24 protein-coding genes are annotated in these 22,928 nt (G+C 59.6%); all 24 read left to right on the top strand.

Annotation, left to right across the window (positions count from 1 at the left end; all coding sequences use genetic code 11):
* Nucleotides 1-67 precede the first annotated feature (67 nt).
* Nucleotides 68-1,441 carry a flagellar hook-length control protein FliK gene (locus tag KGB18_RS25175; protein WP_223570681.1) on the top strand — a complete coding sequence of 458 codons (1,374 nt, stop codon included), beginning with the start codon at nucleotides 68-70 and terminating at the stop codon, nucleotides 1,439-1,441.
* Between the two features lie 227 nt (nucleotides 1,442-1,668).
* Nucleotides 1,669-2,172 carry a flagellar basal body-associated protein FliL gene (fliL, locus tag KGB18_RS25170; RefSeq protein ID WP_123720699.1) on the top strand — a complete coding sequence of 168 codons (504 nt, stop codon included), beginning with the start codon at nucleotides 1,669-1,671 and terminating at the stop codon, nucleotides 2,170-2,172.
* A 9-nt stretch (nucleotides 2,173-2,181) separates the two neighbouring features.
* A complete protein-coding gene (gene fliM / locus KGB18_RS25165) occupies nucleotides 2,182-3,150 on the top strand; it encodes a flagellar motor switch protein FliM (RefSeq protein ID WP_008072629.1) in 969 nt (322 codons plus the stop codon).
* Nucleotides 3,151-3,217: 67 nt separating this feature from the next.
* Entirely contained in the window at nucleotides 3,218-3,676 is a 459-nt protein-coding gene (fliN, locus tag KGB18_RS25160; RefSeq protein ID WP_123721237.1) for a flagellar motor switch protein FliN, read from the top strand.
* The gene (gene fliO / locus KGB18_RS25155) at nucleotides 3,677-4,138 is read left to right on the top strand and encodes a flagellar biosynthetic protein FliO (RefSeq protein WP_201059552.1); all 462 of its coding nucleotides are present in this window, start codon (nucleotides 3,677-3,679) and stop codon (nucleotides 4,136-4,138) included.
* On the top strand, nucleotides 4,138-4,896 hold the full coding sequence (fliP, locus tag KGB18_RS25150; protein ID WP_123720700.1) for a flagellar type III secretion system pore protein FliP: 759 nt from the start codon (nucleotides 4,138-4,140) through the stop codon (nucleotides 4,894-4,896). The genes fliO and fliP overlap by 1 nt, the downstream gene beginning before the upstream one ends.
* Nucleotides 4,893-5,162, top strand: a complete 270-nt coding sequence (gene fliQ / locus KGB18_RS25145; protein WP_007894208.1) for a flagellar biosynthesis protein FliQ — start codon at nucleotides 4,893-4,895, stop codon at nucleotides 5,160-5,162. Before fliP ends, fliQ begins: the two co-directional genes overlap by 4 nt.
* A gap of 3 nt (nucleotides 5,163-5,165) precedes the next feature.
* Nucleotides 5,166-5,948 (top strand): flagellar biosynthetic protein FliR, encoded by a 783-nt coding sequence (fliR, locus tag KGB18_RS25140; RefSeq protein ID WP_123720701.1) that lies wholly within the window; start codon nucleotides 5,166-5,168, stop codon nucleotides 5,946-5,948.
* Nucleotides 5,949-5,951: 3 nt separating this feature from the next.
* On the top strand, nucleotides 5,952-7,091 hold the full coding sequence (gene flhB, locus KGB18_RS25135; protein WP_123720702.1) for a flagellar biosynthesis protein FlhB: 1,140 nt from the start codon (nucleotides 5,952-5,954) through the stop codon (nucleotides 7,089-7,091).
* Nucleotides 7,092-7,304: 213 nt separating this feature from the next.
* The gene (locus KGB18_RS25130) at nucleotides 7,305-7,967 is read left to right on the top strand and encodes a hypothetical protein (RefSeq protein WP_223570680.1); all 663 of its coding nucleotides are present in this window, start codon (nucleotides 7,305-7,307) and stop codon (nucleotides 7,965-7,967) included.
* 375 nt (nucleotides 7,968-8,342) lie between these two features.
* Nucleotides 8,343-10,472 (top strand): flagellar biosynthesis protein FlhA, encoded by a 2,130-nt coding sequence (gene flhA / locus KGB18_RS25125; RefSeq protein ID WP_123720704.1) that lies wholly within the window; start codon nucleotides 8,343-8,345, stop codon nucleotides 10,470-10,472.
* Between the two features lie 11 nt (nucleotides 10,473-10,483).
* Nucleotides 10,484-11,809: a flagellar biosynthesis protein FlhF gene (flhF, locus tag KGB18_RS25120; RefSeq protein ID WP_123720705.1), complete on the top strand. Its 1,326-nt coding sequence runs from the start codon at nucleotides 10,484-10,486 to the stop codon at nucleotides 11,807-11,809.
* Between the two features lie 117 nt (nucleotides 11,810-11,926).
* A complete protein-coding gene (gene fleN, locus KGB18_RS25115; protein WP_003222917.1) occupies nucleotides 11,927-12,757 on the top strand; it encodes a flagellar synthesis regulator FleN in 831 nt (276 codons plus the stop codon).
* Entirely contained in the window at nucleotides 12,754-13,494 is a 741-nt protein-coding gene (gene fliA / locus KGB18_RS25110) for an RNA polymerase sigma factor FliA (RefSeq protein WP_007894214.1), read from the top strand. The genes fleN and fliA overlap by 4 nt, the downstream gene beginning before the upstream one ends.
* 168 nt (nucleotides 13,495-13,662) lie before the next feature.
* Nucleotides 13,663-14,034 carry a chemotaxis response regulator CheY gene (locus KGB18_RS25105; protein ID WP_008072643.1) on the top strand — a complete coding sequence of 124 codons (372 nt, stop codon included), beginning with the start codon at nucleotides 13,663-13,665 and terminating at the stop codon, nucleotides 14,032-14,034.
* A gap of 30 nt (nucleotides 14,035-14,064) precedes the next feature.
* The gene (locus KGB18_RS25100; RefSeq protein WP_123720706.1) at nucleotides 14,065-14,853 is read left to right on the top strand and encodes a protein phosphatase CheZ; all 789 of its coding nucleotides are present in this window, start codon (nucleotides 14,065-14,067) and stop codon (nucleotides 14,851-14,853) included.
* Nucleotides 14,854-14,906: 53 nt separating this feature from the next.
* Nucleotides 14,907-17,150 carry a chemotaxis protein CheA gene (locus KGB18_RS25095; RefSeq protein ID WP_123720707.1) on the top strand — a complete coding sequence of 748 codons (2,244 nt, stop codon included), beginning with the start codon at nucleotides 14,907-14,909 and terminating at the stop codon, nucleotides 17,148-17,150.
* Nucleotides 17,151-17,199: 49 nt separating this feature from the next.
* A complete protein-coding gene (locus KGB18_RS25090; RefSeq protein WP_223570679.1) occupies nucleotides 17,200-18,336 on the top strand; it encodes a chemotaxis response regulator protein-glutamate methylesterase in 1,137 nt (378 codons plus the stop codon).
* On the top strand, nucleotides 18,336-19,076 hold the full coding sequence (locus KGB18_RS25085; RefSeq protein ID WP_095051775.1) for a flagellar motor protein: 741 nt from the start codon (nucleotides 18,336-18,338) through the stop codon (nucleotides 19,074-19,076). Before KGB18_RS25090 ends, KGB18_RS25085 begins: the two co-directional genes overlap by 1 nt.
* 12 nt (nucleotides 19,077-19,088) lie before the next feature.
* Nucleotides 19,089-19,982, top strand: coding sequence for a flagellar motor protein MotD (gene motD / locus KGB18_RS25080; RefSeq protein WP_201059543.1), 894 nt, complete (start codon nucleotides 19,089-19,091; stop codon nucleotides 19,980-19,982).
* A 43-nt stretch (nucleotides 19,983-20,025) separates the two neighbouring features.
* Nucleotides 20,026-20,814 (top strand): ParA family protein, encoded by a 789-nt coding sequence (locus KGB18_RS25075; RefSeq protein WP_030130563.1) that lies wholly within the window; start codon nucleotides 20,026-20,028, stop codon nucleotides 20,812-20,814.
* A 117-nt stretch (nucleotides 20,815-20,931) separates the two neighbouring features.
* The gene (locus KGB18_RS25070) at nucleotides 20,932-21,807 is read left to right on the top strand and encodes a CheW domain-containing protein (protein ID WP_123720710.1); all 876 of its coding nucleotides are present in this window, start codon (nucleotides 20,932-20,934) and stop codon (nucleotides 21,805-21,807) included.
* Nucleotides 21,808-21,890: 83 nt separating this feature from the next.
* On the top strand, nucleotides 21,891-22,376 hold the full coding sequence (locus tag KGB18_RS25065) for a chemotaxis protein CheW (protein WP_007980742.1): 486 nt from the start codon (nucleotides 21,891-21,893) through the stop codon (nucleotides 22,374-22,376).
* Nucleotides 22,377-22,769, top strand: a complete 393-nt coding sequence (locus tag KGB18_RS25060; RefSeq protein ID WP_038979621.1) for a DUF2802 domain-containing protein — start codon at nucleotides 22,377-22,379, stop codon at nucleotides 22,767-22,769.
* The last annotated feature ends 159 nt before the right edge of the window (nucleotides 22,770-22,928 follow it).

Below are 22,928 nucleotides of genomic sequence, written 5' to 3'. Positions count from 1 at the left end.
CTGGCTCGACCCTTGCAATCAACTTGCTCAACTGTACCTACGATCCCAGTGCAGCGGAGACCGTTTTATGCCCGTTACCCCCAGTATTTTTCTTCAGGCCGCCGCTACGGCCAAGACTCAAGCCGCATCCGCCAATACGCCGGCGCTGACGGCTGAGCCCGGGGACAAGGCGTCCAGCTTCGCTGAGGTCTACGCCAATCAAGCCCAGAACAAGCCTGTTGTGGTCACTGATAAATCGGCCAAGCCGGAGAGTGATAATGCGCCGCAAGGCACCGGCAAACCGGACGTCAGCAGCGATAACGCTGCCGCCCCGGAACCTGCGGTTGCCGATAGCGGCAATTCCTTGCCCGCCGATAAACCGGCGCCGACAGACGACGCGACGGCCAACGATAACAAGCCGGAGACGACCGATACGCCGGTAGCCGATGCTCCACCGGTGGAGCCGAGCCTTGATCCGGCCCTCGATCCTGCCTTGATGCAGGCCGTTCAACCGTTGGTGGCCGTGCCGGTAGCGCAAGCACCTGCGCCGGTTGTGACGAGCGTTGCGCCGCAGGTTGAAGCACCGGTTGCCGCTGCCATCGTTGCCGCACCCGCACAAGCCGGCACCGCCACCGTCGACAGCGATTTCGATCCTGAAGCCGATCCACTCGATGCGCTGCCAGCGGTGCGTCTGGCCATGGAGCAAGGTGGTCATGTTTCCGCTTCTAGCCAAGCCCAACCAAAAGCGTCCTCGGCCCAGGCTCAGACTGACGGCGAACCGACCTCGGCGCAAAACTTTGCCGCGGGCATGGCGAGCATGCTCGATGTGCAGGCCGATCAGGACAGCACCAGCCAGGGCGGCGAGAAGGCCTTCAGTGGTCTGATCGATGACGGCCTCAAGGACCTCAAGTCCGCCAGCAGTGACACTCGTGTCGATGATTTCGCCAACCGTCTGGCGGCACTGACCCAGGCCGCAACGCCGAAGACTGCCAATGCATTGCCGGTGAACCAGCCGATCGCCATGCATCAGAGCGGTTGGACTGAAGAGGTGGTCAACCGGGTCATGTACCTGTCCAGCGCCAACCTCAAAGCGGCCGACATTCAGTTGCAACCGGCCGAGCTGGGACGCCTCGATATTCGGGTGAACATGGTCCCGGATCAGCAGACACAGGTGACCTTTATGAGCGCCCATCCAAGCGTTCGCGAAGCGCTCGACGGGCAAATGCATCGCCTGCGTGACATGTTCGCGCAGCAGGGCATGGGCCAGGTCGACGTGAACGTTTCCGATCAGTCTCGTGGCTGGCAGGGTCAGGAACAGGCTCAACAGGGGCAGGGGGGGCGTAGCAACGCCAGTGGCGGTCGCCTCGACTCTGTCGATGAAGAACTCCCTGCGACTGTCGCTGAAGTAGCCGCGAACACCACCAGCGTGATTGGCTCCAGCGCCGTCGACTACTACGCCTGATCAAACGCAATACCCTCTGTGTGGGAGCGAGCCTGCTCGCGATAGCGGTGGAACAATCAACGGAGATGTTGAATGTTACTGCCTCATCGCGAGCAGGCTCGCTCCCACGTTTGTTTTGTGGTGGCTGCTGATCCCCTGCCTCAACTCGCCCCCGACACTTCTGGCATAACACTTGCTCTTGCCTTGCCGTGCGACTGTGAAAACCCGAATAGTGACGGATTATTGGCATGGCTAAGAGCGACGCAGCACCAGTGAAAGACCCCGCAACCAAAGGCAAAATAAAGCTGATCATTGTGATCGTCGTGGCCATGCTGCTGGCGATCGGCTTGTCCGTGGGGGCGACCTGGTACTTCATGCACAGCGCCCAGAGCAAGCCTGCCGCTGCGGATGAAACCGCTGTGGTCGGCAAGCAGCCGGCGATCTTCGAGCCCATGGCACCGGCCTTCGTGGCCAACTACAACGTGAACGGCCGCCAGCGCTACATGCAGGTGAGCATCACCCTGCAGGGCCGCAATCAAGCCGATCTGGATGCGCTCAAAGTCCATATGCCGGTGATCCGCAATAACCTGGTCATGCTGTTCTCCGGTCAGGATTTCGCCACACTGGCGACGCCTGTCGGCCAGGAAATGCTGCGCCAGAAAGCCACGGCCAGCGTCCAGGAAGTGGCGCAGAAAGAGCTTGGTAAAGTGGTGATCGAACAGTTGCTTTTCACTAATTTCGTACTGCAGTAGGAACACGACATGGCCGTGCAGGACCTGCTGTCCCAGGATGAGATCGATGCGCTGTTGCATGGCGTCGACGATGGTCTGGTACAGACCGATAACGCTGCCGAACCCGGCAGCGTCAAAAGCTACGACCTTACCAGCCAGGATCGCATCGTCCGCGGACGCATGCCGACCCTGGAAATGATCAACGAGCGTTTCGCCCGCTACACCCGCATCAGCATGTTCAACATGCTGCGCCGCTCGGCGGACGTTGCCGTCGGTGGCGTGCAGGTGATGAAGTTCGGCGAGTACGTGCACTCGCTGTACGTGCCGACCAGTCTCAATCTGGTCAAGATCAAACCGCTACGCGGTACTGCGCTGTTCATCCTCGACGCCAAACTGGTGTTCAAACTGGTGGACAACTTCTTCGGCGGCGATGGCCGTCACGCGAAGATCGAAGGGCGTGAATTCACCCCCACCGAGCTGCGTGTGGTACGCATGGTGCTGGAACAGGCCTTCGTCGATTTGAAGGAAGCCTGGCAGGCGATCATGGAAGTGAACTTCGAGTACATCAACTCGGAAGTGAACCCGGCCATGGCCAACATCGTCGGCCCGAGCGAAGCCGTTGTGGTGTCGACGTTCCACATCGAGCTCGATGGCGGTGGCGGCGATCTGCACGTGACCATGCCGTACTCGATGATCGAGCCGGTGCGCGAAATGCTCGACGCCGGCTTCCAGTCGGACCTCGACGATCAGGACGAGCGCTGGATCAACGCCTTGCGCCAGGACGTGCTGGACGTTGATGTACCGATCGGTGCCACCGTGGCCCGCCGTCAGCTGCGCCTTCGCGACATCCTGCACATGCAGCCCGGGGACATTATTCCGGTCGAGATGCCGGAAGAAATGATCATGCGCGCCAACGGCGTACCGGCCTTCAAGGTCAAGATGGGCTCGCACAAAGGCAACCTCGCGTTGCAGGTGATCGAGCCGATCGAGCGCCGCTGACCGGCGCTCCACCCCCCCCTTTTAATTGACTGCTCTTGATTGAGCAGGTGCCCGCCGAGGACAAATGATGAACGACGATATGAACGCCCAGGACGACCAGGCACTGGCTGATGAATGGGCTGCGGCCCTGGAAGAAACCGGTGACGCCGGGCAGGACGATATCGATGCCTTGCTGGCCGCCGATGCCAGCGGTTCGTCGTCCAACCGTCTGCCAATGGAAGAGTTCGGCAGCGTGCCGAAGAGCAACGATCCGGTGACGCTGGACGGTCCGAACCTGGACGTGATCCTCGATATTCCGGTGTCGATTTCCATGGAAGTCGGCAGCACCGATATCAACATCCGCAACCTGCTGCAACTCAACCAGGGTTCGGTGATCGAGCTCGATCGTCTGGCCGGTGAGCCGCTGGACGTGCTGGTCAACGGCACGCTCATCGCCCACGGTGAAGTGGTGGTGGTCAACGAAAAGTTCGGCATCCGCCTGACTGACGTGATCAGCCCAAGCGAACGCATCAAGAAGCTGCGCTGAGTGAAAAAGGTTCTGGGTTTTGTGCTGGGGTTGGCGCTGGCCTTGCCGTTAAGCGTGTTGGCGGCCGAGCCGGTAACGACGGCCGCGACAGCGGCCGCTGCGCCGGCCGTCAGCAGCGGTGTGGCCGGGCAATTGACGCAATTGGTGTTCGGCTTGCTGCTGGTGCTGGGGCTGATCTTCTTCCTCGCCTGGCTGCTGCGCCGGGTCCAGCAGGCCGGGCCGGCCGGCAAGGGGCAGGTGATCGAGCTGATCGGTTCCCGCGCGCTTGGCCCTCGTGATCGTTTGATGCTGGTGCAGGTCGGCAACGAACAAATCCTGCTCGGCCTGAGCCCCGGCACCATCACTGCGTTGCATGTGCTCAAGGAGCCTGTGCAAGTGCCGAGCGGGACTGAAAAAGCGACCCCGGAGTTCGCCCAGCGCCTGTTTGAGCTGTTGGGCAAGGATCAGAAGGATAAGAAGTAATGGCTGCGCTACGCATCGTCTTGACGCTGGCCCTGATGCTGGTCGCGCCGCTGGCGTTCGCCGCCGATCCGTTGTCGATCCCGGCGATCACCTTGGGCACTAACGCCGAAGGCGCTCAGGAATACTCGGTCAGCCTGCAAATCCTGCTGATCATGACCGCGCTGAGTTTCATCCCGGCGTTCGTCATGCTGATGACCAGTTTCACCCGGATCATCATCGTGTTCTCGATCCTGCGTCAGGCCCTGGGCTTGCAGCAGACACCGTCGAACCAGATCCTCACCGGCATGGCGCTGTTCCTCACCATGTTCATCATGGCGCCGGTGTTCGATCGCGTGAATCAGGATGCCTTGCAACCTTATCTGGCGGAGAAACTCACCGCTCAGGATGCCGTGACCAAGGCGCAGGTGCCGATCAAGGACTTCATGCTGGCCCAGACTCGCAGCAGCGATCTGGAGCTGTTCATGCGCCTGTCCAAGCGCACTGACATTGCTTCGCCTGATCAGGCGCCGCTGACGATTCTGGTTCCGGCGTTTGTCACCTCGGAGCTTAAAACCGCGTTCCAGATCGGCTTCATGATCTTCATCCCGTTCCTGATCATCGACCTGGTCGTGGCCAGCGTGCTGATGGCCATGGGTATGATGATGCTCTCGCCACTGATTATTTCCCTGCCGTTCAAGATCATGCTGTTCGTGCTGGTGGATGGCTGGGCGTTGATCATCGGCACGTTGGCCAGCAGCTTCGGCGGTGTTTCACCATGACGCCGGAAGTTGCCGTAGACATCTTTCGCGAAGCGTTGTGGTTGACCACCATGATGGTCGCCGTGCTGGTGATTCCGAGCTTGCTGGTGGGGCTGTTGGTGGCGATGTTCCAGGCGGCCACGCAGATCAACGAACAGACCCTGAGTTTCCTGCCGCGCCTGCTGGTGATGCTGGTGACGCTGATCGTTGGCGGCCCGTGGATGGTGCAGACCTTTATGGAATACATCCTGCAGTTGTACGGCAGTATTCCTCAGGTCATCGGCTAAACCATGTCGCTGCTTCAGCTGACCGATACCCAGATCAGTACCTGGGTGGCGACGTTCATGTTGCCGCTGTTTCGCATAGGTTCGTTGCTGATGGTCATGCCGATTTTCGGCACGAGCCTGGTGCCCCAGCGCGTGCGCCTGTACTTCGCCCTGGCGATCACCTTCGTGATCGCTCCTGGCCTGCCGCCGATGCCGCCGGTCAACGCACTCGACCTGAGCGCACTGCTGCTGATCGCCGAGCAAATCATCATTGGCGCGGTGTTGGGATTTTCCTTGCAGTTGTTCTTCCAGGCGTTCGTGGTCGCCGGGCAAATTGTCGCGATCCAGATGGGTATGGGTTTCGCTTCGATGGTCGACCCTACGAACGGTGTGTCGGTGGCGGTGATCGGGCAGTTTTTCACCATGCTGGTGACCCTGCTGTTCCTGTCGATGAATGGCCACCTGGTGGTGTTCGAAGTCCTCACCGAAAGCTTCACCACGCTGCCGGTCGGTGGCGGGTTGATGGTCAATCATTTCTGGGAGCTGGCCGGCAAGCTCGGCTGGGTACTTGGTGCGGCGCTGTTGCTGGTATTGCCGGCGATCACGGCGTTGCTGGTGGTCAACATTGCGTTTGGCGTGATGACCCGGGCGGCGCCGCAGCTGAACATCTTCTCGATCGGTTTTCCGCTGACCCTGGTGCTTGGGCTGTTCATAGTCTGGGTCGGCCTGGCGGATATTCTCAATCAGTATCAACCGCTGGCCTCCGAGGCTTTGCAGTTGTTACGCGAACTGGCACGGGCGCGCTGAGTCATGGCTGAGAGCGAAAGCGGTCAGGACAAAACAGAAGACCCCACGGAGAAACGTAAAAAGGACTCCCGTGAGAAGGGCGAGATTGCGCGCTCCAAGGAGCTCAATACCTTGGCGGTCATGCTCGCCGGCGCCGGTGCGTTGCTGATTTTCGGTGGTGCATTGGCGCAGGACATGATGGAGCTGATGCGGATGAACTTCACGCTGTCGCGGGAAGTGATTCTGGATCAGCGCAACATGGGCACCTTCTTGCTGCACTCGGGAGAGATTGCCCTGTTGGCGATTCAACCGGTGATGATCACTTTGCTGTTGGCTGCGTTGATCGGCCCGATCTCCCTCGGTGGCTGGCTGTTCGCGGCCGGCTCGATGGCGCCGAAGTTCAGTCGCATGAATCCCGGCGCGGGCCTGAAACGGATGTTCTCGGCCAAGGCGCTGGTGGAGTTGCTCAAGGCTCTGGCGAAGTTTTTCATTGTCTTGTTCGTGGCGTTGGCGGTTCTGTCCTCGGACATCGATGATCTGATGCGCATCGCTCACGAGCCGTTGGACATGGCGATCATTCACAGCCTGCAAGTGGTCGGCTGGAGTACCTTGTGGATGGCTTGCGGGCTGATCATCATCGCCGTGGTCGACGTGCCGGTGCAGCTCTGGGAAAGCCACAAGAAGCTGCAGATGACCAAGCAGGAGGTGCGCGACGAACACAAGGATCAGGAAGGGCGGCCGGAGGTCAAGCAGCGCATTCGCCAGTTGCAACGCGAGATGTCGCAGCGGCGGATGATGGCCGCGATCCCCGAGGCCGACGTGGTCATCACCAACCCGACCCACTACGCCGTGGCCCTCAAGTACGATCCAGACAAAGGCAATGCGCCGGTGCTGTTGGCCAAGGGTAGCGACTTCCTCGCCTTGAAGATCCGCGAAATCGCCGTGGCCAACAATGTGATGCTGCTCGAATCGCCGGCGCTGGCGCGTTCGATCTACTACTCCACCGAGCTGGAGCAGGAAATTCCCGGCGGGCTCTATCTGGCAGTCGCCCAGGTACTGGCCTACGTCTACCAGATCCGCCAGTACCGCGCCGGTAAGGGCAAGCGCCCGGATCCGCTCCAGGACGATCTGCCGATTCCACCGGATCTGCGCCGCGATTCTTGATAGATCAAAAGATCGCAGCCTTCGGCAGCTCCTACAGGGTGTACACAATGCCTGCGTAGGTGCTGCCGAAGACTGCGATCTTTTGATCTGCGGGCAACCTTCCGCCTATCCGAAAAAACCTCTACCTGTTAATTCTGACAGTAGACGCTCACCGTCTGACGCGTTGTCATGGGCTCGGAAATCTTTCCAGGTGATGTTCATGGGAGCGCGGTCATGGCAGAGCGTCAGTACAGAAAACTTCAAGGGATGGAGTTGGCGTTTGTTACGGGTGTTTTAGAGGAAAATTCCTTTGAGCGGGCAATTGGTTACTCGGTTACGTTCAGAATGTCATTGGACTTTACGCATTTTGTCCACATGGCCAATCAGTACATTGAGGATTACCTGAATAATCCGCTCAACGCTATTCGGCCCGAGCTGGAAGGGTTGGCCTATCACTATTCCTACAACTATCTCTTTGGTGCAGCGGGCAGCATTGGAAACAGTTTGGCCTTGTTCGAGGTTTTCACCGATCCCTTGTACTACATGGCGGAGTGGTCAGCGGGCACGTTACAACGTCGATACGGCAAACCAGAGTTTGCAGTGGTCGATGGGAAGTTGCAGGTTACTTCGCGGATGGACTTTCGTCGTAAGGATAAGCGCCCGATGCTGATAGGCGATTTGCCTATCATTCAATTTGGGTGGGCGCTTAACCTTATGCAAGGTCACGAGTTTTCGTTACCCCTTATAGCGCCTGCTACGGCGGTGGTGCTTGGTTATGCTGAGGAAGAATTTGTGGCGGCGGAGGGCACTCGGATGCGTAGGGGGACGCGCTACATGGTCGGCCGCGAGTTGCAGTTTGGTGCCATTAATCCAGAGCAAATTTTGACCGCGGGCTGACTCCGCTGATGCGCCGGGTTTTCTGATTTTTTATTCCTCGGCGATAGTGGTGATAGCCGTCCTGCGTCTGCTTCACGATTGGGTCCATGGCGATCTGCCGATTCCACCGGATTTGCGCCGTGATTCCTGATAGTTGTGTTGGCAATGCTGGCCTCTTCGCGGGCAAGCCTCGCTCCTGCAGGTGTTGTTCGTATATGTCGCGACTCAAACCTGTAGGAGCAATGCTTGCCCGCGAAGACGTCGGTTCAGGCAATACAAATCCCCGAAACAGACCTCTATTTCAAGCCCCGGCAAAAGTTGGAAGGCTTCTTGCAATAGCCGCCCTGCGCCTGCTTCAGGCGTCAAAAGTTTGCTTTAAAGGAACGGGGAAAACCGGTGGATCGCTCTCAGTTAATCAACACTGCACGCACAAACGTTGCCGACCTCAGTCGGGGCAATCTGGGTGTGCCGCTGTTGTTGCTGGTCATGCTGGCCATGATGATGTTGCCGGTGCCGCCGTTCCTGCTGGACGTGTTTTTCACGTTCAACATTGCCTTGTCCATCGTCGTGTTGCTGGTCTGCGTGTACGCCTTGCGACCGCTGGATTTTGCGGTGTTCCCGACCATTCTGCTGGTGGCGACGTTGCTGCGACTGGCGCTGAACGTGGCCTCGACGCGGGTGGTGATGCTTCACGGTCAGGATGGCCATGCCGCCGCCGGTAAGGTGATCCAGGCCTTCGGTGAAGTGGTGATCGGCGGTAACTACGTGGTGGGTATAGTGGTCTTCGCGATTTTGATGATCATCAACTTCGTCGTGGTAACCAAGGGCGCAGGGCGGATTTCCGAGGTGAGCGCGCGTTTCACCCTCGATGCGATGCCCGGCAAACAGATGGCGATCGACGCCGACTTGAACGCCGGCCTGATCGATCAGAACCAGGCGAAACTGCGCCGGATGGAAGTGGCCCAGGAAGCCGAGTTCTACGGCTCGATGGACGGTGCCAGCAAGTTCGTGCGCGGTGACGCCATCGCCGGCCTGCTGATTCTGTTCATCAACCTGATCGGCGGCATGGCGGTCGGTATCTTCCAGCACGGCATGACCTTTGGCGATGCCGGTCGGGTGTACGCCTTGTTGACCATCGGTGACGGTTTGGTGGCGCAATTGCCATCGCTGCTGTTGTCGACCGCCGCTGCGATCATGGTGACCCGTGCTTCCGGCTCGGAAGACATGGGCAAGCAGATCAATCGTCAGATGTTCGCCTCGCCGAAAGCCTTGGCGGTGGCCGCTGGCTTGATGGCGGTGATGGGCCTGGTGCCGGGCATGCCGCATTTTTCCTTTCTGAGCATGGCAGCCCTGGCGGCTGGCGGCGCTTACCTGTTCTGGAAGAAGCAGAACACGGTCAAGGTTCAGGCCCTGCAAGAGGTCAAGCGCCAGCAGGAACTGCTGCCATCGCCGGCCCGCGCCCAGGAAACCAAGGAGCTTGGCTGGGATGACGTGACGCCGATCGACATGATCGGCCTGGAAGTCGGTTACCGCCTGATTCCGCTGGTGGATCGCAACCAGGGTGGTCAGTTGCTGGCGCGGATCAAGGGTGTGCGTAAAAAGCTCTCCCAGGACCTGGGCTTCCTGATGCCGACTGTGCACATCCGTGACAACCTCGACCTGGCGCCTAGCGCCTACCGTCTGACCCTGATGGGCGTGATCCTGGCCGAGGCCGAGATTTACCCGGACCGCGAGCTGGCGATCAACCCGGGGCAGGTCTACGGCACGCTCAACGGCATTACCGCCAAAGATCCGGCTTTTGGTCTGGAGGCGGTCTGGATCGAAATCAGCCAGCGTGCCCAGGCGCAATCCCTCGGCTACACCGTGGTCGATGCCAGTACGGTAGTGGCAACCCACTTGAACCAGATTTTGTACAAGCACTCCAGCGAGCTGATTGGCCACGAAGAAGTCCAGCAACTCATGCAATTGCTGGCCAAAAGCTCACCGAAACTGGCCGAGGAGCTGGTGCCGGGGGTGGTTTCGCTGTCGCAGCTGCTCAAAGTCTTGCAGGCATTGCTGTCCGAACAGGTGCCGGTACGGGACATTCGCAGCATCGCCGAAGCCATCGCGAACAATGCCGCCAAGAGTCAAGATACTGCCGCTTTGGTGGCCGCGGTGCGCGTCGGCGTATCCCGCGCAATCGTGCAAAGCATTGTAGGTACTGAGTCGGAGCTGCCTGTGATCACCTTGGAGCCAAGGTTGGAACAAATATTGCTCAATAGTCTTCAGAAGGCAGGACAAGGCTCGGAAGAGGGTGTTCTGCTGGAGCCAAGCATGGCAGAGAAACTGCAACGCTCGTTGATCGAAGCGGCGCAGCGTCAGGAAATGCAAGGTCAACCGGTGATTCTGCTGGTGGCCGGTCCGGTTCGCGCGATGCTCTCGCGATTCGGCCGACTGGCAGTCCCGGGTTTGCATGTGTTGGCTTACCAGGAAATCCCTGACAACAAGCAAGTGACCATCGTTGCGACAGTAGGGCCCAACGGCTGAGGTAGTGGTTTATGCAAGTTAAGCGTTTTTTCGCCGCCGATATGCGTCAGGCCATGAAACTGGTTCGTGATGAGCTGGGCGCCGATGCCGCCATCATTGGCAATCGCCGGATCGCCGGCGGTGTCGAGCTGACGGCTGCCCTGGATTACAAATTGTCGGCGCTGGCCCCGCGTGTTCCGAATATGGAACTCGAGGACGAGCTGCGCAAGACCCAGTCGCGGATCGTCACCGCCCAGGCCGAACTGAGCCTGCGTGGCGATGGCGAGAGCGACAAGACCACCAATCGCCAATTGTTCGCCGGCCTGCCGTTGACTGCCGCCGAGCCGTTGATCGAGCCAACACTGGCAGAGCCTCGGCGCTCGGCACCCGCTCCTGTCGCAGCGGCCGGCGTCGACCCGCGTGCGTTCGACTCGATGCGTTTCGAGCTCAACAGCCTGCGTGAACTGATGGAAGTGCAACTTGGCTCGCTGGCCTGGAATCAGTTGCAAGGCAGTCGTCCGGCCCAGGCCAACCTCTGGCGTCGCTTGCAACGCATCGGCCTGTCCGGGCCATTGTCGCGCGATCTGCTGGCACTGATTACCGACATTGAAGAACCACGTCAGGCCTGGCGCATGTTGCTCGCGCACCTGGCGCGGATGATTGCCACCCCGGAAGTCGAGCCACTGGAAGAGGGCGGTGTGATTGCCATGGTCGGCCCGGCTGGCATGGGCAAGACCACCACGCTGGCCAAGCTCGCGGCCCGTTACGTGCTCAAGTACGGCGCGCAGAATATCGCGCTGGTGAGCATGGACAGCTATCGCATCGGTGCTCAGGAACAGCTCAAGACCCTGGGCCGCATCCTCAATGTGTCAGTGACTCATGTCGACCCGGGCCAATCCCTGGTGCAGGCGCTGGAGCCTTTGCTGCGCAAACGCGTGGTGCTGATCGATACCGCAGGTCTGCAGGCCAGCGATCCGGCACTGCGCATGCAGCTCGAAAGTCTGGCCGGACGGGGCATCAAATCAAAAAATTATCTGGTTTTGGCAACCACCAGCCAGAAACAGGTTCTAACCGCCGCGTACCACAGTTACAAGCGTTGCGGGCTAGCTGGCTGCATCCTGACTAAACTGGATGAAACGGCAAGCTTGGGTGAGGTGTTGAGCCTGGCCATTAGTCATGAATTGCCGGTGGCTTACCTGACAGATGGCCCGCGGATTCCGGATGATTTGCATCTGCCGCGCCGTCATCAGTTGGTCAGCCGCGCCGTTAGCGTGCAAATGCAGGAAGAACCCAGCGAAGAAGCCATGGCTGATATGTTCGCTGACCTTTACCACAGTCCGACCAAGCGGGTTGGCTGAGGTATTAATGAACAGTTTTTGTACCTACATCGATGGTCTGCCATGCATTGTTCAGTTGGTGAACGCGCAGCCAGTAATGTGGCCTCCGTCTAAGTAAGACAAGGTAAAGAAAATAACATGGGCAGCATGCATCCCGTACAGGTGATCGCGGTGACCGGCGGCAAAGGTGGCGTCGGGAAGACTAACGTGTCAGTGAACTTGTCCCTGGCTCTAGCTGAGCTCGGCCGGCGCGTCATGCTGCTGGATGCCGATCTGGGGCTGGCGAACGTCGACGTCCTGCTGGGACTGACACCCAAACGTACCCTGGCCGACGTGATTGAAGGCCGCTGTGAGCTGCGCGACGTACTGTTGCAAGGGCCCGGCGGCATTCGCATCGTTCCGGCCGCATCCGGCACCCAGAGCATGGTTCATCTGAGCCCGGCCCAGCATGCCGGCCTGATCCAGGCCTTCAGCGACATCGGCGACAATCTCGACGTATTGGTGATCGACACCGCCGCGGGCATTGGTGACTCGGTGGTCAGTTTCGTCCGCGCAGCACAAGAGGTCTTGCTGGTGGTGTGCGACGAGCCGACTTCGATCACTGACGCCTACGCGCTGATCAAACTGCTTAACCGCGACTACGGCATGAATCGTTTCCGCGTCCTGGCCAACATGGCGCAGAGCCCGCAGGAAGGCCGCAACCTGTTCGCCAAATTGACCAAGGTCACGGATCGTTTCCTCGACGTCGCCTTGCAATACGTCGGTGCGGTGCCTTACGACGAAAGCGTGCGCAAGGCCGTGCAGAAGCAGCGTGCCGTCTACGAAGCCTTCCCGCGTTCCAAGTGCGCCCTGGCGTTCAAGGCCATTGCGCAGAAGGTCGATACCTGGCCACTGCCGGCCAACCCGCGCGGGCACCTGGAGTTTTTCGTCGAGCGCCTCGTGCAACAAACGGCAGGACCCGTCCTATGACAGCCAGTGGCTACAACCTCTACAAGAAGTCGGCACGTGACGCGCAGTACGAGCTGATCGAGCGTTACGCGCCACTGGTCAAACGCATTGCCTACCACTTGCTGGCGCGTTTGCCGGCCAGTGTCCAGGTCGAAGACCTGATCCAGGCCGGGATGATCGGCCTGCTTGAAGTATCAACCAAATACGACGCCAGCAAAGGCGCGAGTTTCGAGACGTACGCGGGCATTCGAATCCGCGGCGCGATGCTCGATGAAGTGCGCAAGGGGGACTGGGCGCCACGTTCGGTTCACCGCAATACCCGCATGGTCAGCGACGCGATTCGCTCGATTGAAGCTAAAACCGGCCGTGACGCTAAAGATCATGAGGTTGCGGCCGAACTCCAATTGAGTCTCGACGATTATTACGGGATTTTGAACGACACCCTCGGTAGCCGGTTATTCAGTTTCGACGATCTGTTGCAGGACGGCGAACACGAAGGGCTGCATGAGGATGGCGCCAGTGCTCATCTCGAGCCGTCACGCGATCTGGAAGATGAACGCTTCCAGGCGGCGCTGGCGGACGCGATTGCCAATTTGCCGGAGCGTGAGCGACTGGTGTTGGCGCTGTACTACGACGAAGAGTTGAATCTCAAGGAAATCGGTGAGGTCCTGGGGGTCAGCGAATCGCGGGTCAGCCAGTTACACAGCCAGTGCGCGGCCCGTTTGCGGGGGCGTTTGGGGGAGTGGCGAGCGCGCTGACAGGCAGTGTGGGGACACTGCGAACGAGGTTGGTACGGCATTTTGCTGCGTCAGCCACGGCCCGTTGTAATCCATACAACTGTTGAGTGTTACGCCGAATTGATTTAACGGCGCGTTCAGGTGCTGCGCGCGTTTTAAGACTGCTTGGAGGTCGAATTGGACAAGAATATGAAAATCCTCATCGTTGATGACTTCTCAACGATGCGGCGGATCATAAAAAACCTGTTGCGTGACCTTGGGTTCACCAACACGGTCGAGGCGGATGACGGTATTACCGCGATTCCGGTCCTCAACAGCGGGAGCATCGACTTTCTGGTAACGGACTGGAACATGCCCGGCATGACCGGTATTGATCTGCTGCGCCACGTGCGTGCCGATGAAAAACTCAAACACCTGCCGGTGTTGATGGTCACGGCCGAAGCCAAGCGCGAGCAAATCATCGAAGCCGCTCAGGCGGGTGTGAACGGCTATGTGGTCAAGCCATTCACAGCTCAGGCGTTGAAAGACAAGATTGAAAAGATCTTCGAACGCATCGGTTGATGTGCAAAGCCAGTCCGTCACGGGGGAGCTATGGAGCATAACGAATCTTCACAGGGCGATTTTGAATCGACCCTGAAAAAACACGCGGTCGAACTGGTCGAGAGCCTTGAAAAAGGCAGGTTCGGCGACGCTGTGCAACTGATCCATGAGCTCAACCAGACCCGTGACCGCGGCCTGTACCAGGAAGTGGGCAAGCTCACCCGCGAGCTGCATAGCGCGATCGTCAACTTTCAGATTGACCCGCACATGCCGCAAGCCGAGGAAGTGTCTCAGATTACGGATGCCACCGAGCGCCTGGGTTATGTGGTCAAGCTGACCGAGGCCGCAGCCAACCGCACCATGGACCTGGTGGAAAACGCCACGCCGCTGATCAACAGCCTGAGCGACGAAGCTCAGGCGCTGAGCACGGATTGGGGGCGGTTCATGCGTCGCGAAGTCGGGGCTGAAGAGTTCCGCGAACTGGCCCGGCGCGTCGACAGTTTCCTGACACGCAGCACTGAAGACAACCGCGTCGTGTCGAGCAACCTCAACGACATTCTGCTGGCCCAGGATTACCAGGACCTCACCGGTCAGGTGATCAAACGCGTGACCCAGTTGGTCACCGAAGTTGAAAGCAATCTGCTCAAGCTCGTGCTCATGGCCAGCCAGGTAGACCGCTTTGCGGGTATCGAACATGACCGTGATGCGATGCTGGCTGAAAAAGATCCACAAAAACATCTCTCTCAGGGTGAAGGTCCGCAGATTCATGCCGATAAAAGAGAAGACGTTGTGTCCGGTCAGGACGATGTGGACGATTTGTTATCCAGCCTAGGATTTTAGAGTTTTAGCATTTTAGGTTTTTTAGGTTTTTAGACCTCAGGAGCACCCCCTTAATGAGCTTCGGCGCCGATGAAGAGATCCTTCAGGATTTCCTGGTTGAGGCCGGCGAGATTCTAGAGCAACTGTCCGAACAGCTGGTCGAGCTTGAAAGCCGACCGGATGATGCGGATTTGCTCAATGCAATTTTTCGCGGTTTTCACACTGTAAAAGGGGGCGCCGGCTTCCTCCAGCTCAACGAGCTGGTGGAGTGCTGTCACATCGCCGAGAACGTGTTCGACATCCTGCGCAAGGGTGAACGACGCGTCGACTCGGAACTGATGGACGTGGTTCTCGAAGCACTGGACGCGGTGAACAGCATGTTCAGCGAAGTCCGCGAACGCAGCCCGATCACGGCTGCCACACCTGAATTGCTGGCTGCTCTGGCCCGCCTGGCCGAGCCGCAAACTGCCGATGAAGCGGCACCTGTCGCTGAAGTGATGCAAGCACCCGCCGCCGAAAGCGAATCAGGTGACATCACCGATAACGAATTCGAACAACTGCTGGACTCGCTGAATGCCGTCAAGGCTCAGGCCGAGGCGCCTGTGGTTGCTCCGCCTGCCGCCGATGCGGCGACCAGCGACGAAATCACCGATGCCGAGTTCGAGTCGTTGCTCGATCAATTGCACGGCAAAGGCCAGTTCGCCGCCGATGCCGTGGTCGCAGCGCCTACCGCACCGGCAGCCCCGAAAGCGGCAGGCGACAGCTCCGACATCACCGACGACGAGTTCGAAGCACTGCTTGATCAGCTGCATGGCAAAGGCAACTTTGCCGTCGATGCGCTGGAGTCGGCGATTGCTTCGGCCCCGGCCCCGGCTGCGCCAACTGCTAAAGCGGCCGGCAGCGATCTGATCTCGGATCATGAGTTCGAATCGCTGCTCGACGAATTGCATGGCAAGGGCAAGTTCACTGAAGTGGGCACCGGTTCTGCTGCTTCCGCGGTAGCAACCCCAGTCGTCAAGGCTGCGGCGCCGGCACCTGTTGCCAAAGCGCCTGAACCAAAAGCCCAAGCGCCCAAGCCTGCTGCCGCTGCTGCACCGGCGCCTGCTCGTGCCCCGTCTGCGCCACCACCAGAAAAACCGGCCAGCGAAGCCGAGACCACCGTGCGGGTCGATACCGCGCGTCTCGACGAAATCATGAACATGGTCGGCGAGTTGGTACTGGTGCGTAACCGCCTGGTCCGTCTGGGTCTCAACAGTGGCGACGAAGCCATGTCCAAGGCCGTGTCGAACCTCGACGTGGTCACGGCCGACCTGCAAACCGCGGTCATGAAGACCCGGATGCAGCCGATCAAGAAAGTCTTCGGGCGCTTCCCGCGTCTGGTTCGCGACCTGGCTCGCCAGCTCAAGAAAGAGATCAACCTGGAGCTGGTCGGCGAAGAAACCGACCTCGACAAGAACCTCGTCGAGGCCTTGGCCGACCCGCTGGTCCACTTGGTGCGCAACTCGGTCGACCACGGTATTGAAGAGCCGGCTGAGCGCGAAGCGATGGGTAAACCTCGCAGCGGCAAGGTGATCCTGTCCGCGGAACAGGAAGGCGACCACATCCTGCTGTCCATCTCCGATGATGGCAAAGGTATGGATGCCGACGTTCTGCGCGGTATCGCCGTGAAGAAAGGCTTGATGGACAAGGATGCGGCGGACCGTCTCAGCGAGTCGGATTGCTTCAACCTGATCTTCGCTCCGGGTTTCTCGACCAAGACCGAGATTTCCGACGTCTCCGGGCGCGGCGTGGGCATGGACGTGGTGAAAACCAAAATCGCCCAGCTCAACGGCACCATCAATATCTACTCGACCAAGGGCAAGGGCTCGAAGATCGTCATCAAGGTCCCGTTGACCCTGGCGATCATGCCGACGCTGATGGTCATGCTCGGCAACCAGGCGTTCGCGTTCCCGCTGGTGAACGTCAACGAGATCTTCCACCTCGACTTGTCGCGCACCAACGTGGTGGACGGCCAGGAAGTGGTGATCGTGCGGGACAAGGCGCTGCCTCTGTTCTACCTCAAGCGCTGGCTGGTCAGCTCCGCCGCTCACGAAGAGCAGCGCGAAGGCCATGTGGTGATCCTTTCGGTGGGCACTCAGCGGATCGGCTTCGTCGTCGACCAACTGGTGGGCCAGGAAGAAGTGGTCATCAAGCCATTGGGCAAAATGCTCCAGGGAACCCCCGGCATGTCCGGCGCCACCATCACCGGTGACGGCCGCATTGCGCTGATTCTCGATGTTCCGAGCATGCTCAAGCGTTACGCCGCACGGCGTATTTGATTCTGGGGGAGCGGGGCGACTGAGCCTCGCCCCGTCTAACGGAGTGTTTATGGCAGTCAAAGTCCTGGTGGTGGACGATTCGGGGTTTTTCCGCCGCCGCGTCTCGGAAATTCTTTCAGCGGATTCGAATATCCAGGTCGTCGGTACGGCGACAAACGGCAAAGAGGCGATCGATCAGGCACTGGCCCTCAAGCCAGACGTGATCACCATGGACTACGAGATGCCGATGATGGATGGCATCACGGCAGTGCGGCACATCATGCAGCGCTGCCCGACCCCGGTTTTGATGTTCTCCTCGCTGACTCACGAAGGCGCGCGGGTCACCCTCGATGCGCTGGACGCCGGCGCGGTGGACTTCCTGCCGAAGAATTTCGAAGACATCTCCCGTAACCCGGAGAAGGTCAAGCAACTGCTGTGCGAGAAGATTCTCAGCATCTCGCGCAGTAATCGTCGCGCCAGCACTTACAGCGCCCCGGCCCCGGTGGCTGCGCCAGCCCCGACGCCTGTGCCTTCGAGCGTCAACAGCTACGGCAGCAGCGCGCCTGCGCGTCCGGCACCGGCTCCGGCGCCGATTCCGGCTCGCACCCATGCAGCGACTCCATCGTCGCCAGCGCCGAAACGCAAAGCCTACAAACTGGTCGCCATCGGCACCTCCACCGGCGGCCCGGTTGCCCTGCAACGGGTGCTGACGCAGTTGCCGGCCAACTTCCCGGCACCGATCGTGTTGATCCAGCACATGCCGGCAGCCTTCACCAAGGCTTTCGCCGAGCGTCTGGACAAGCTGTGCCGCATCAGCGTCAAGGAGGCCGAGGATGGTGACATCCTGCGTCCGGGCCTGGCGCTGTTGGCTCCTGGTGGCAAGCAAATGATGATCGACGGCCGTGGCGCGGTGAAAATCCTGCCGGGCGACGAGCGTCTGAACTACAAACCGTGCGTGGACATCACCTTCGGTTCCGCGGCCAAATCCTACGGCGACAAAGTTCTGGCGGTGGTACTGACCGGCATGGGCGCCGACGGTCGCGAAGGCGCGCGTCTGCTCAAGCAGGGTGGCAGTGCGATCTGGGCTCAGGATGAAGCCAGCTGCGTGATCTACGGCATGCCAATGGCCATCGTCAAAGCCGAACTCGCGGACGCGGTGTACAGCCTGGACGATATCGGCCGTCACCTGGTCGAGGCGTGTATCTGATGGATGTTTTAAGCCTTATCGGGATCATCATGGCGTTCGTCGCCATCATTGGCGGCAACTACCTTGAGGGCGGTCACCTCGGCGCGCTGGCCAACGGCCCGGCAGCGTTGATCGTACTCGGTGGGACCATCGGCGCAGCGCTGCTGCAATCGCCGATGAGCGCCTTCAAGCGCGCCATGCAGATTCTCGCCTGGATCCTGTTTCCACCGCGCGTGGACCTGGCCGGCGGCATCGATCGCGTAGTGAACTGGAGCCTGACCGCCCGCAAGGAAGGTTTGCTCGGTCTGGAAGGGGTGGCCGACGCCGAACCCGACAGCTACTCACGCAAAGGTCTGCAACTGCTGGTGGACGGTGCTGAGCCGGAAGCGATTCGCAGCATTCTGGAAGTGGATTTCTACACCCAGGAAAGCCGCGACATCGAAGCCGCCAAAGTCTTTGAAAGCATGGGTGGCTACGCGCCGACCATCGGCATCATCGGTGCGGTGATGGGCCTGATCCACGTCATGGGCAACCTGGCCGATCCGTCGCAACTGGGCAGCGGCATTGCCGTCGCCTTTGTCGCCACCATCTATGGCGTGGCCAGTGCCAACCTGATGTTGCTGCCGATTGCTGCCAAGCTCAAGTCCATCGCGTTGCGGCAGTCGCGTTATCGCGAGATGTTGCTGGAAGGGATTCTGTCGATCGCCGAAGGTGAAAACCCTCGCTCTATTGAGTTGAAGCTTCAGGGCTTCATGGATTAAGGGAATAACCTCATGGCTCGTCGTCGGCAACCTGAAGAACACGTAAACCACGAACGCTGGCTCGTTTCCTACGCCGACTTCATTACATTGCTGTTCGCTTTCTTCGTGGTGATGTACTCGATTTCTTCGATCAACGAAGGCAAGTACAAGATCATTTCCGAGGCGTTGATCGGGGTGTTTACCGACTCCGATCGCGCCCTCAAACCGATTCCTATCGGTGAAGAGCGACCGAAGACCGTGACCCCGGCCAAGCCGCTGGTCAAGGACAGCGAACAGATCGACGCCGGCATCGCCCAGGCTGCCAACGATCCGCTCAAAAGCATTGCCGATGACATCAGCGCGGCGTTCGGCGATTTGATCAGCTCCAATCAGATGACCGTGCGCGGCAATGAGTTGTGGGTCGAGATCGAACTCAATTCCAGCCTGTTGTTCGGCAGCGGCGATGCCATGCCCAGCGACATCGCGTTCAACATCATCGACAAGGTTGCGGCGATCCTCAGGCCGTTCGACAACCCGATCCACGTCGAAGGCTTTACCGACGATCAGCCGATTCGCACCGCGCAATACCCGACCAACTGGGAGCTGTCCTCGGCCCGTTCGGCAAGCATCGTGCGCATGCTGGCGATGCAGGGTGTGAACCCGGGGCGTCTGGCGTCAGTGGGTTACGGCGAGTTCCAGCCAGTGGCCAACAACGCCACCGCCGAAGGCCGGGCGCGTAACCGTCGGGTAGTGTTGGTGGTTTCACGAAATCTCGATGTACGCCGCAGCCTCACCGGTACCGGAACGGCTCATGCACAACCGGATGCCGCGTTGAAGCGGGCTGGCACACAAACTGCACCTACCCCGGTCAAGTCGCCGGGACGAGAGAGCTCCGTCAATTCTCCGTCACCCGCATTAATACGTTGAGCTATTTCTCGGTCGACCTTTTCGACCGGGAGGAACAATCCGAATGAGAGTCTGGGCAGTTGCCAATCAAAAGGGTGGTGTCGGTAAAACCACTTCCTCCATCGCTCTAGCCGGTTTGCTGGCTGAGGCGGGCAAGCGCGTGGTTGTGGTCGATCTCGACCCCCACGGCTCCATGACCAGCTACTTCGGTTACGACCCCGACAGCCTGGAACACAGCAGCTACGACCTGTTTTTACATAAGGGCAGCGTGCCGCAAGGTTTGCCCGGTCAGTTGCTGATGCCCACCAGTGACGAACGCATTTCCCTGTTGCCATCGAGCACCGCGCTGGCAACCCTTGAGCGCCAGTCGCCGGGCCAGAGTGGTTTGGGCCTGGTGATCGCCAAGAGCCTGGCGCAGTTGTGGCAGGACTTCGATTACGCGGTGATCGACAGCCCGCCATTGCTCGGCGTGCTGATGGTCAATGCCTTGGCGGCCAGCCAGCAGTTGGTGATTCCGGTGCAGACCGAACACTTGGCGGTCAAAGGCCTGGAACGCATGGTCAACACTCTGGCGATGATCAACCGCTCGCGCAAACAGGCGCTGCCGTTCAGCATCGTGCCGACCCTTTTCGACCGTCGTACCCAGGCGTCCCTCGGCACCCTTCGCGTGCTACGCGACAAGTACCCGGAAGAAATCTGGCAAGGCTACATCCCGATCGACACCCGCTTGCGTGACGCGAGCCGGGCAGGGCTGACGCCTTCGCAATTCGACGGCAAGAGCCGTGGTGTTCTCGCTTACCGTGCACTGCTCAAGCATCTGCTGGCGGCGCAACTTGTTCCGCAGGTGGCGTGAGATGAACTCAATCCCTGTAGGAGCTGCCGCAGGCTGCGATCTTTTGATCTTTCTTTGTGACATCTTCGAATCCGCCAAAAGATCGCAGCCTTCGGCAGCTCCTACGATGGTGCGCGCATGACTCGCCCGGTGAAGATCACCTCGCGCCCGCAACTGGCCCTTCAGTCCTATCTGGACGCCTTGCTGCAGGACGCGACCGAAGAGCTGTCGCCAGAAGTCGAAGCGCTGCCCGAGGTTGTCGAGATTGTCGAGGTTGAAGCAGCGCTGGATGAGTTCCAGGCTGCCGTGCTTGAAGAACAGGCCCGCGATGCGCAGAAACCGGCAGTGGCCGCTGCACCCATCGTTGCGCCAGTGGTGAAAGCACCGGTGGCCGTGATCGACGCGCCGGCACCGATTCTGGTGCCCGTGTCGACGATTGCACCACTGCTGCAAGCATTGGTGCCGCCGTTGGTTGAAGTTCATCTGCCGCCAAGCAACACGCCGCCACCGGTGGAAACCGACGGTCGTCCAGCATGGGCTGCCGAGCCGTTCGAGTGCTTGTTGTTCGACGTCGCCGGGTTGACCCTGGCGGTGCCGCTGGTGTGCCTGGGCTCGATTTATTCGCTGGCCGGTCACGAGTTGACACCGTTGTTCGGTCAGCCGGAATGGTTCCTCGGGATCCTGCCAAGTCAGGCCGGAAACCTGAAAGTACTGGATACCGCGCGCTGGGTCATGCCGGATCGTTATCGCGATGATTTCCGCCAAGGCCTGCAATACGTTATTTCGGTTCAGGGCTACGAGTGGGGGCTGGCGGTGCATCAGGTCAGCCGCTCATTGCGCCTGGACCCGAACGAAATCAGATGGCGCAGCCACCGGGGTCAACGGCCATGGCTGGCGGGCACGGTGATTGAACACATGTGTGCCTTGCTCGACGTTTCCGCACTGGCCGAGCTGATCGCCAGCGGTGGGGCAAAGCACATGGGCGGCGGCAAGCCGACCCACAAACCGACATAAAGCTGCATAACAGACAAGCGACGGCATTTAGTGACGTCGCACAGAACACACACCGCCAGGGCGGTTTTTTGAGGGGTCAGGGTATGAATGATAAGGCGACAGCTGCAAAGGGTTCCGAAGATCCGATCCTGCAATGGGTAACCTTCAAGCTGGACAACGAAACCTACGGCATCAACGTGATGCGCGTTCAGGAAGTCCTGCGCTACACCGAAATCGCCCCGGTCCCGGGTGCTCCGAGCTACGTGCTGGGCATCATCAACCTGCGCGGTAACGTGGTTACTGTGATCGACACCCGTCAGCGCTTCGGCCTGATGAATGCCGAGATCAGCGACAACACCCGCATCGTCATCATCGAAGCCGACAAGCAAGTGGTCGGAATCATGGTCGACAGCGTGGCTGAAGTGGTTTACCTGCGTCAGTCGGAAATCGAGACCGCGCCAAACGTCGGTAACGAAGAGTCCGCCAAGTTCATTCAAGGCGTGTGCAACAAGAACAACGAACTGCTGATCCTGGTCGAGCTGGACAAGATGATGAGCGAAGAAGAATGGTCGGAACTGGAGAGTATCTGATTGATTCTTGAGGTAGCTGTCATTGTCCTGTTCCTCTTCTGGGCAGGCACGCTGGCGATGTTCCTGGCGTACATCCGCGCTCAGCGGCAGATCGCCGCGCAACAGGCCGAGGGCGATGCGCTGCGCGATCAGCGCATCAAGGACCTGGCCAAGCGCGTCGACGACTACCAGAACGGCAACGTGCGCATGGGTGAAGACCTGCACGAATTGCGCGCCGTCGTCGGGCCGTTGCCAGACAAACTGGCTCAGTTGGAACAGCGTGATCCGTCGAGTCTTTCATTCGCTCAGGCAGCACGCCTGGTGGGGATGGGGGCCAGCGTCGATGAACTGACTCAGTCTTGCGGGTTGACCCAGGCTGAGGCGGAGTTGATGAGTAAGCTTCACAAGAACTGATTTTTGCGGTGTGGTTTAGATCGCTATCGCGGGCAAGCCCGCTTGTGTCTTGGGCAGGAATTAGACTGAGGGTGAGAGCGGTGAGTGGCAAGCTGAATGCCCGGAGTGCTTAAAGCACGTGTGGGAGCCCATGCTGCCATTCACCTCTCCGCTCTGGTT

The organism is Pseudomonas sp. BF-R-26 (genome assembly GCF_019947395.1).
In the GTDB taxonomy this organism is placed as follows: domain Bacteria; phylum Pseudomonadota; class Gammaproteobacteria; order Pseudomonadales; family Pseudomonadaceae; genus Aquipseudomonas; species Aquipseudomonas farris.
This window is presented reverse-complemented; position numbering and strand designations above follow the sequence as displayed.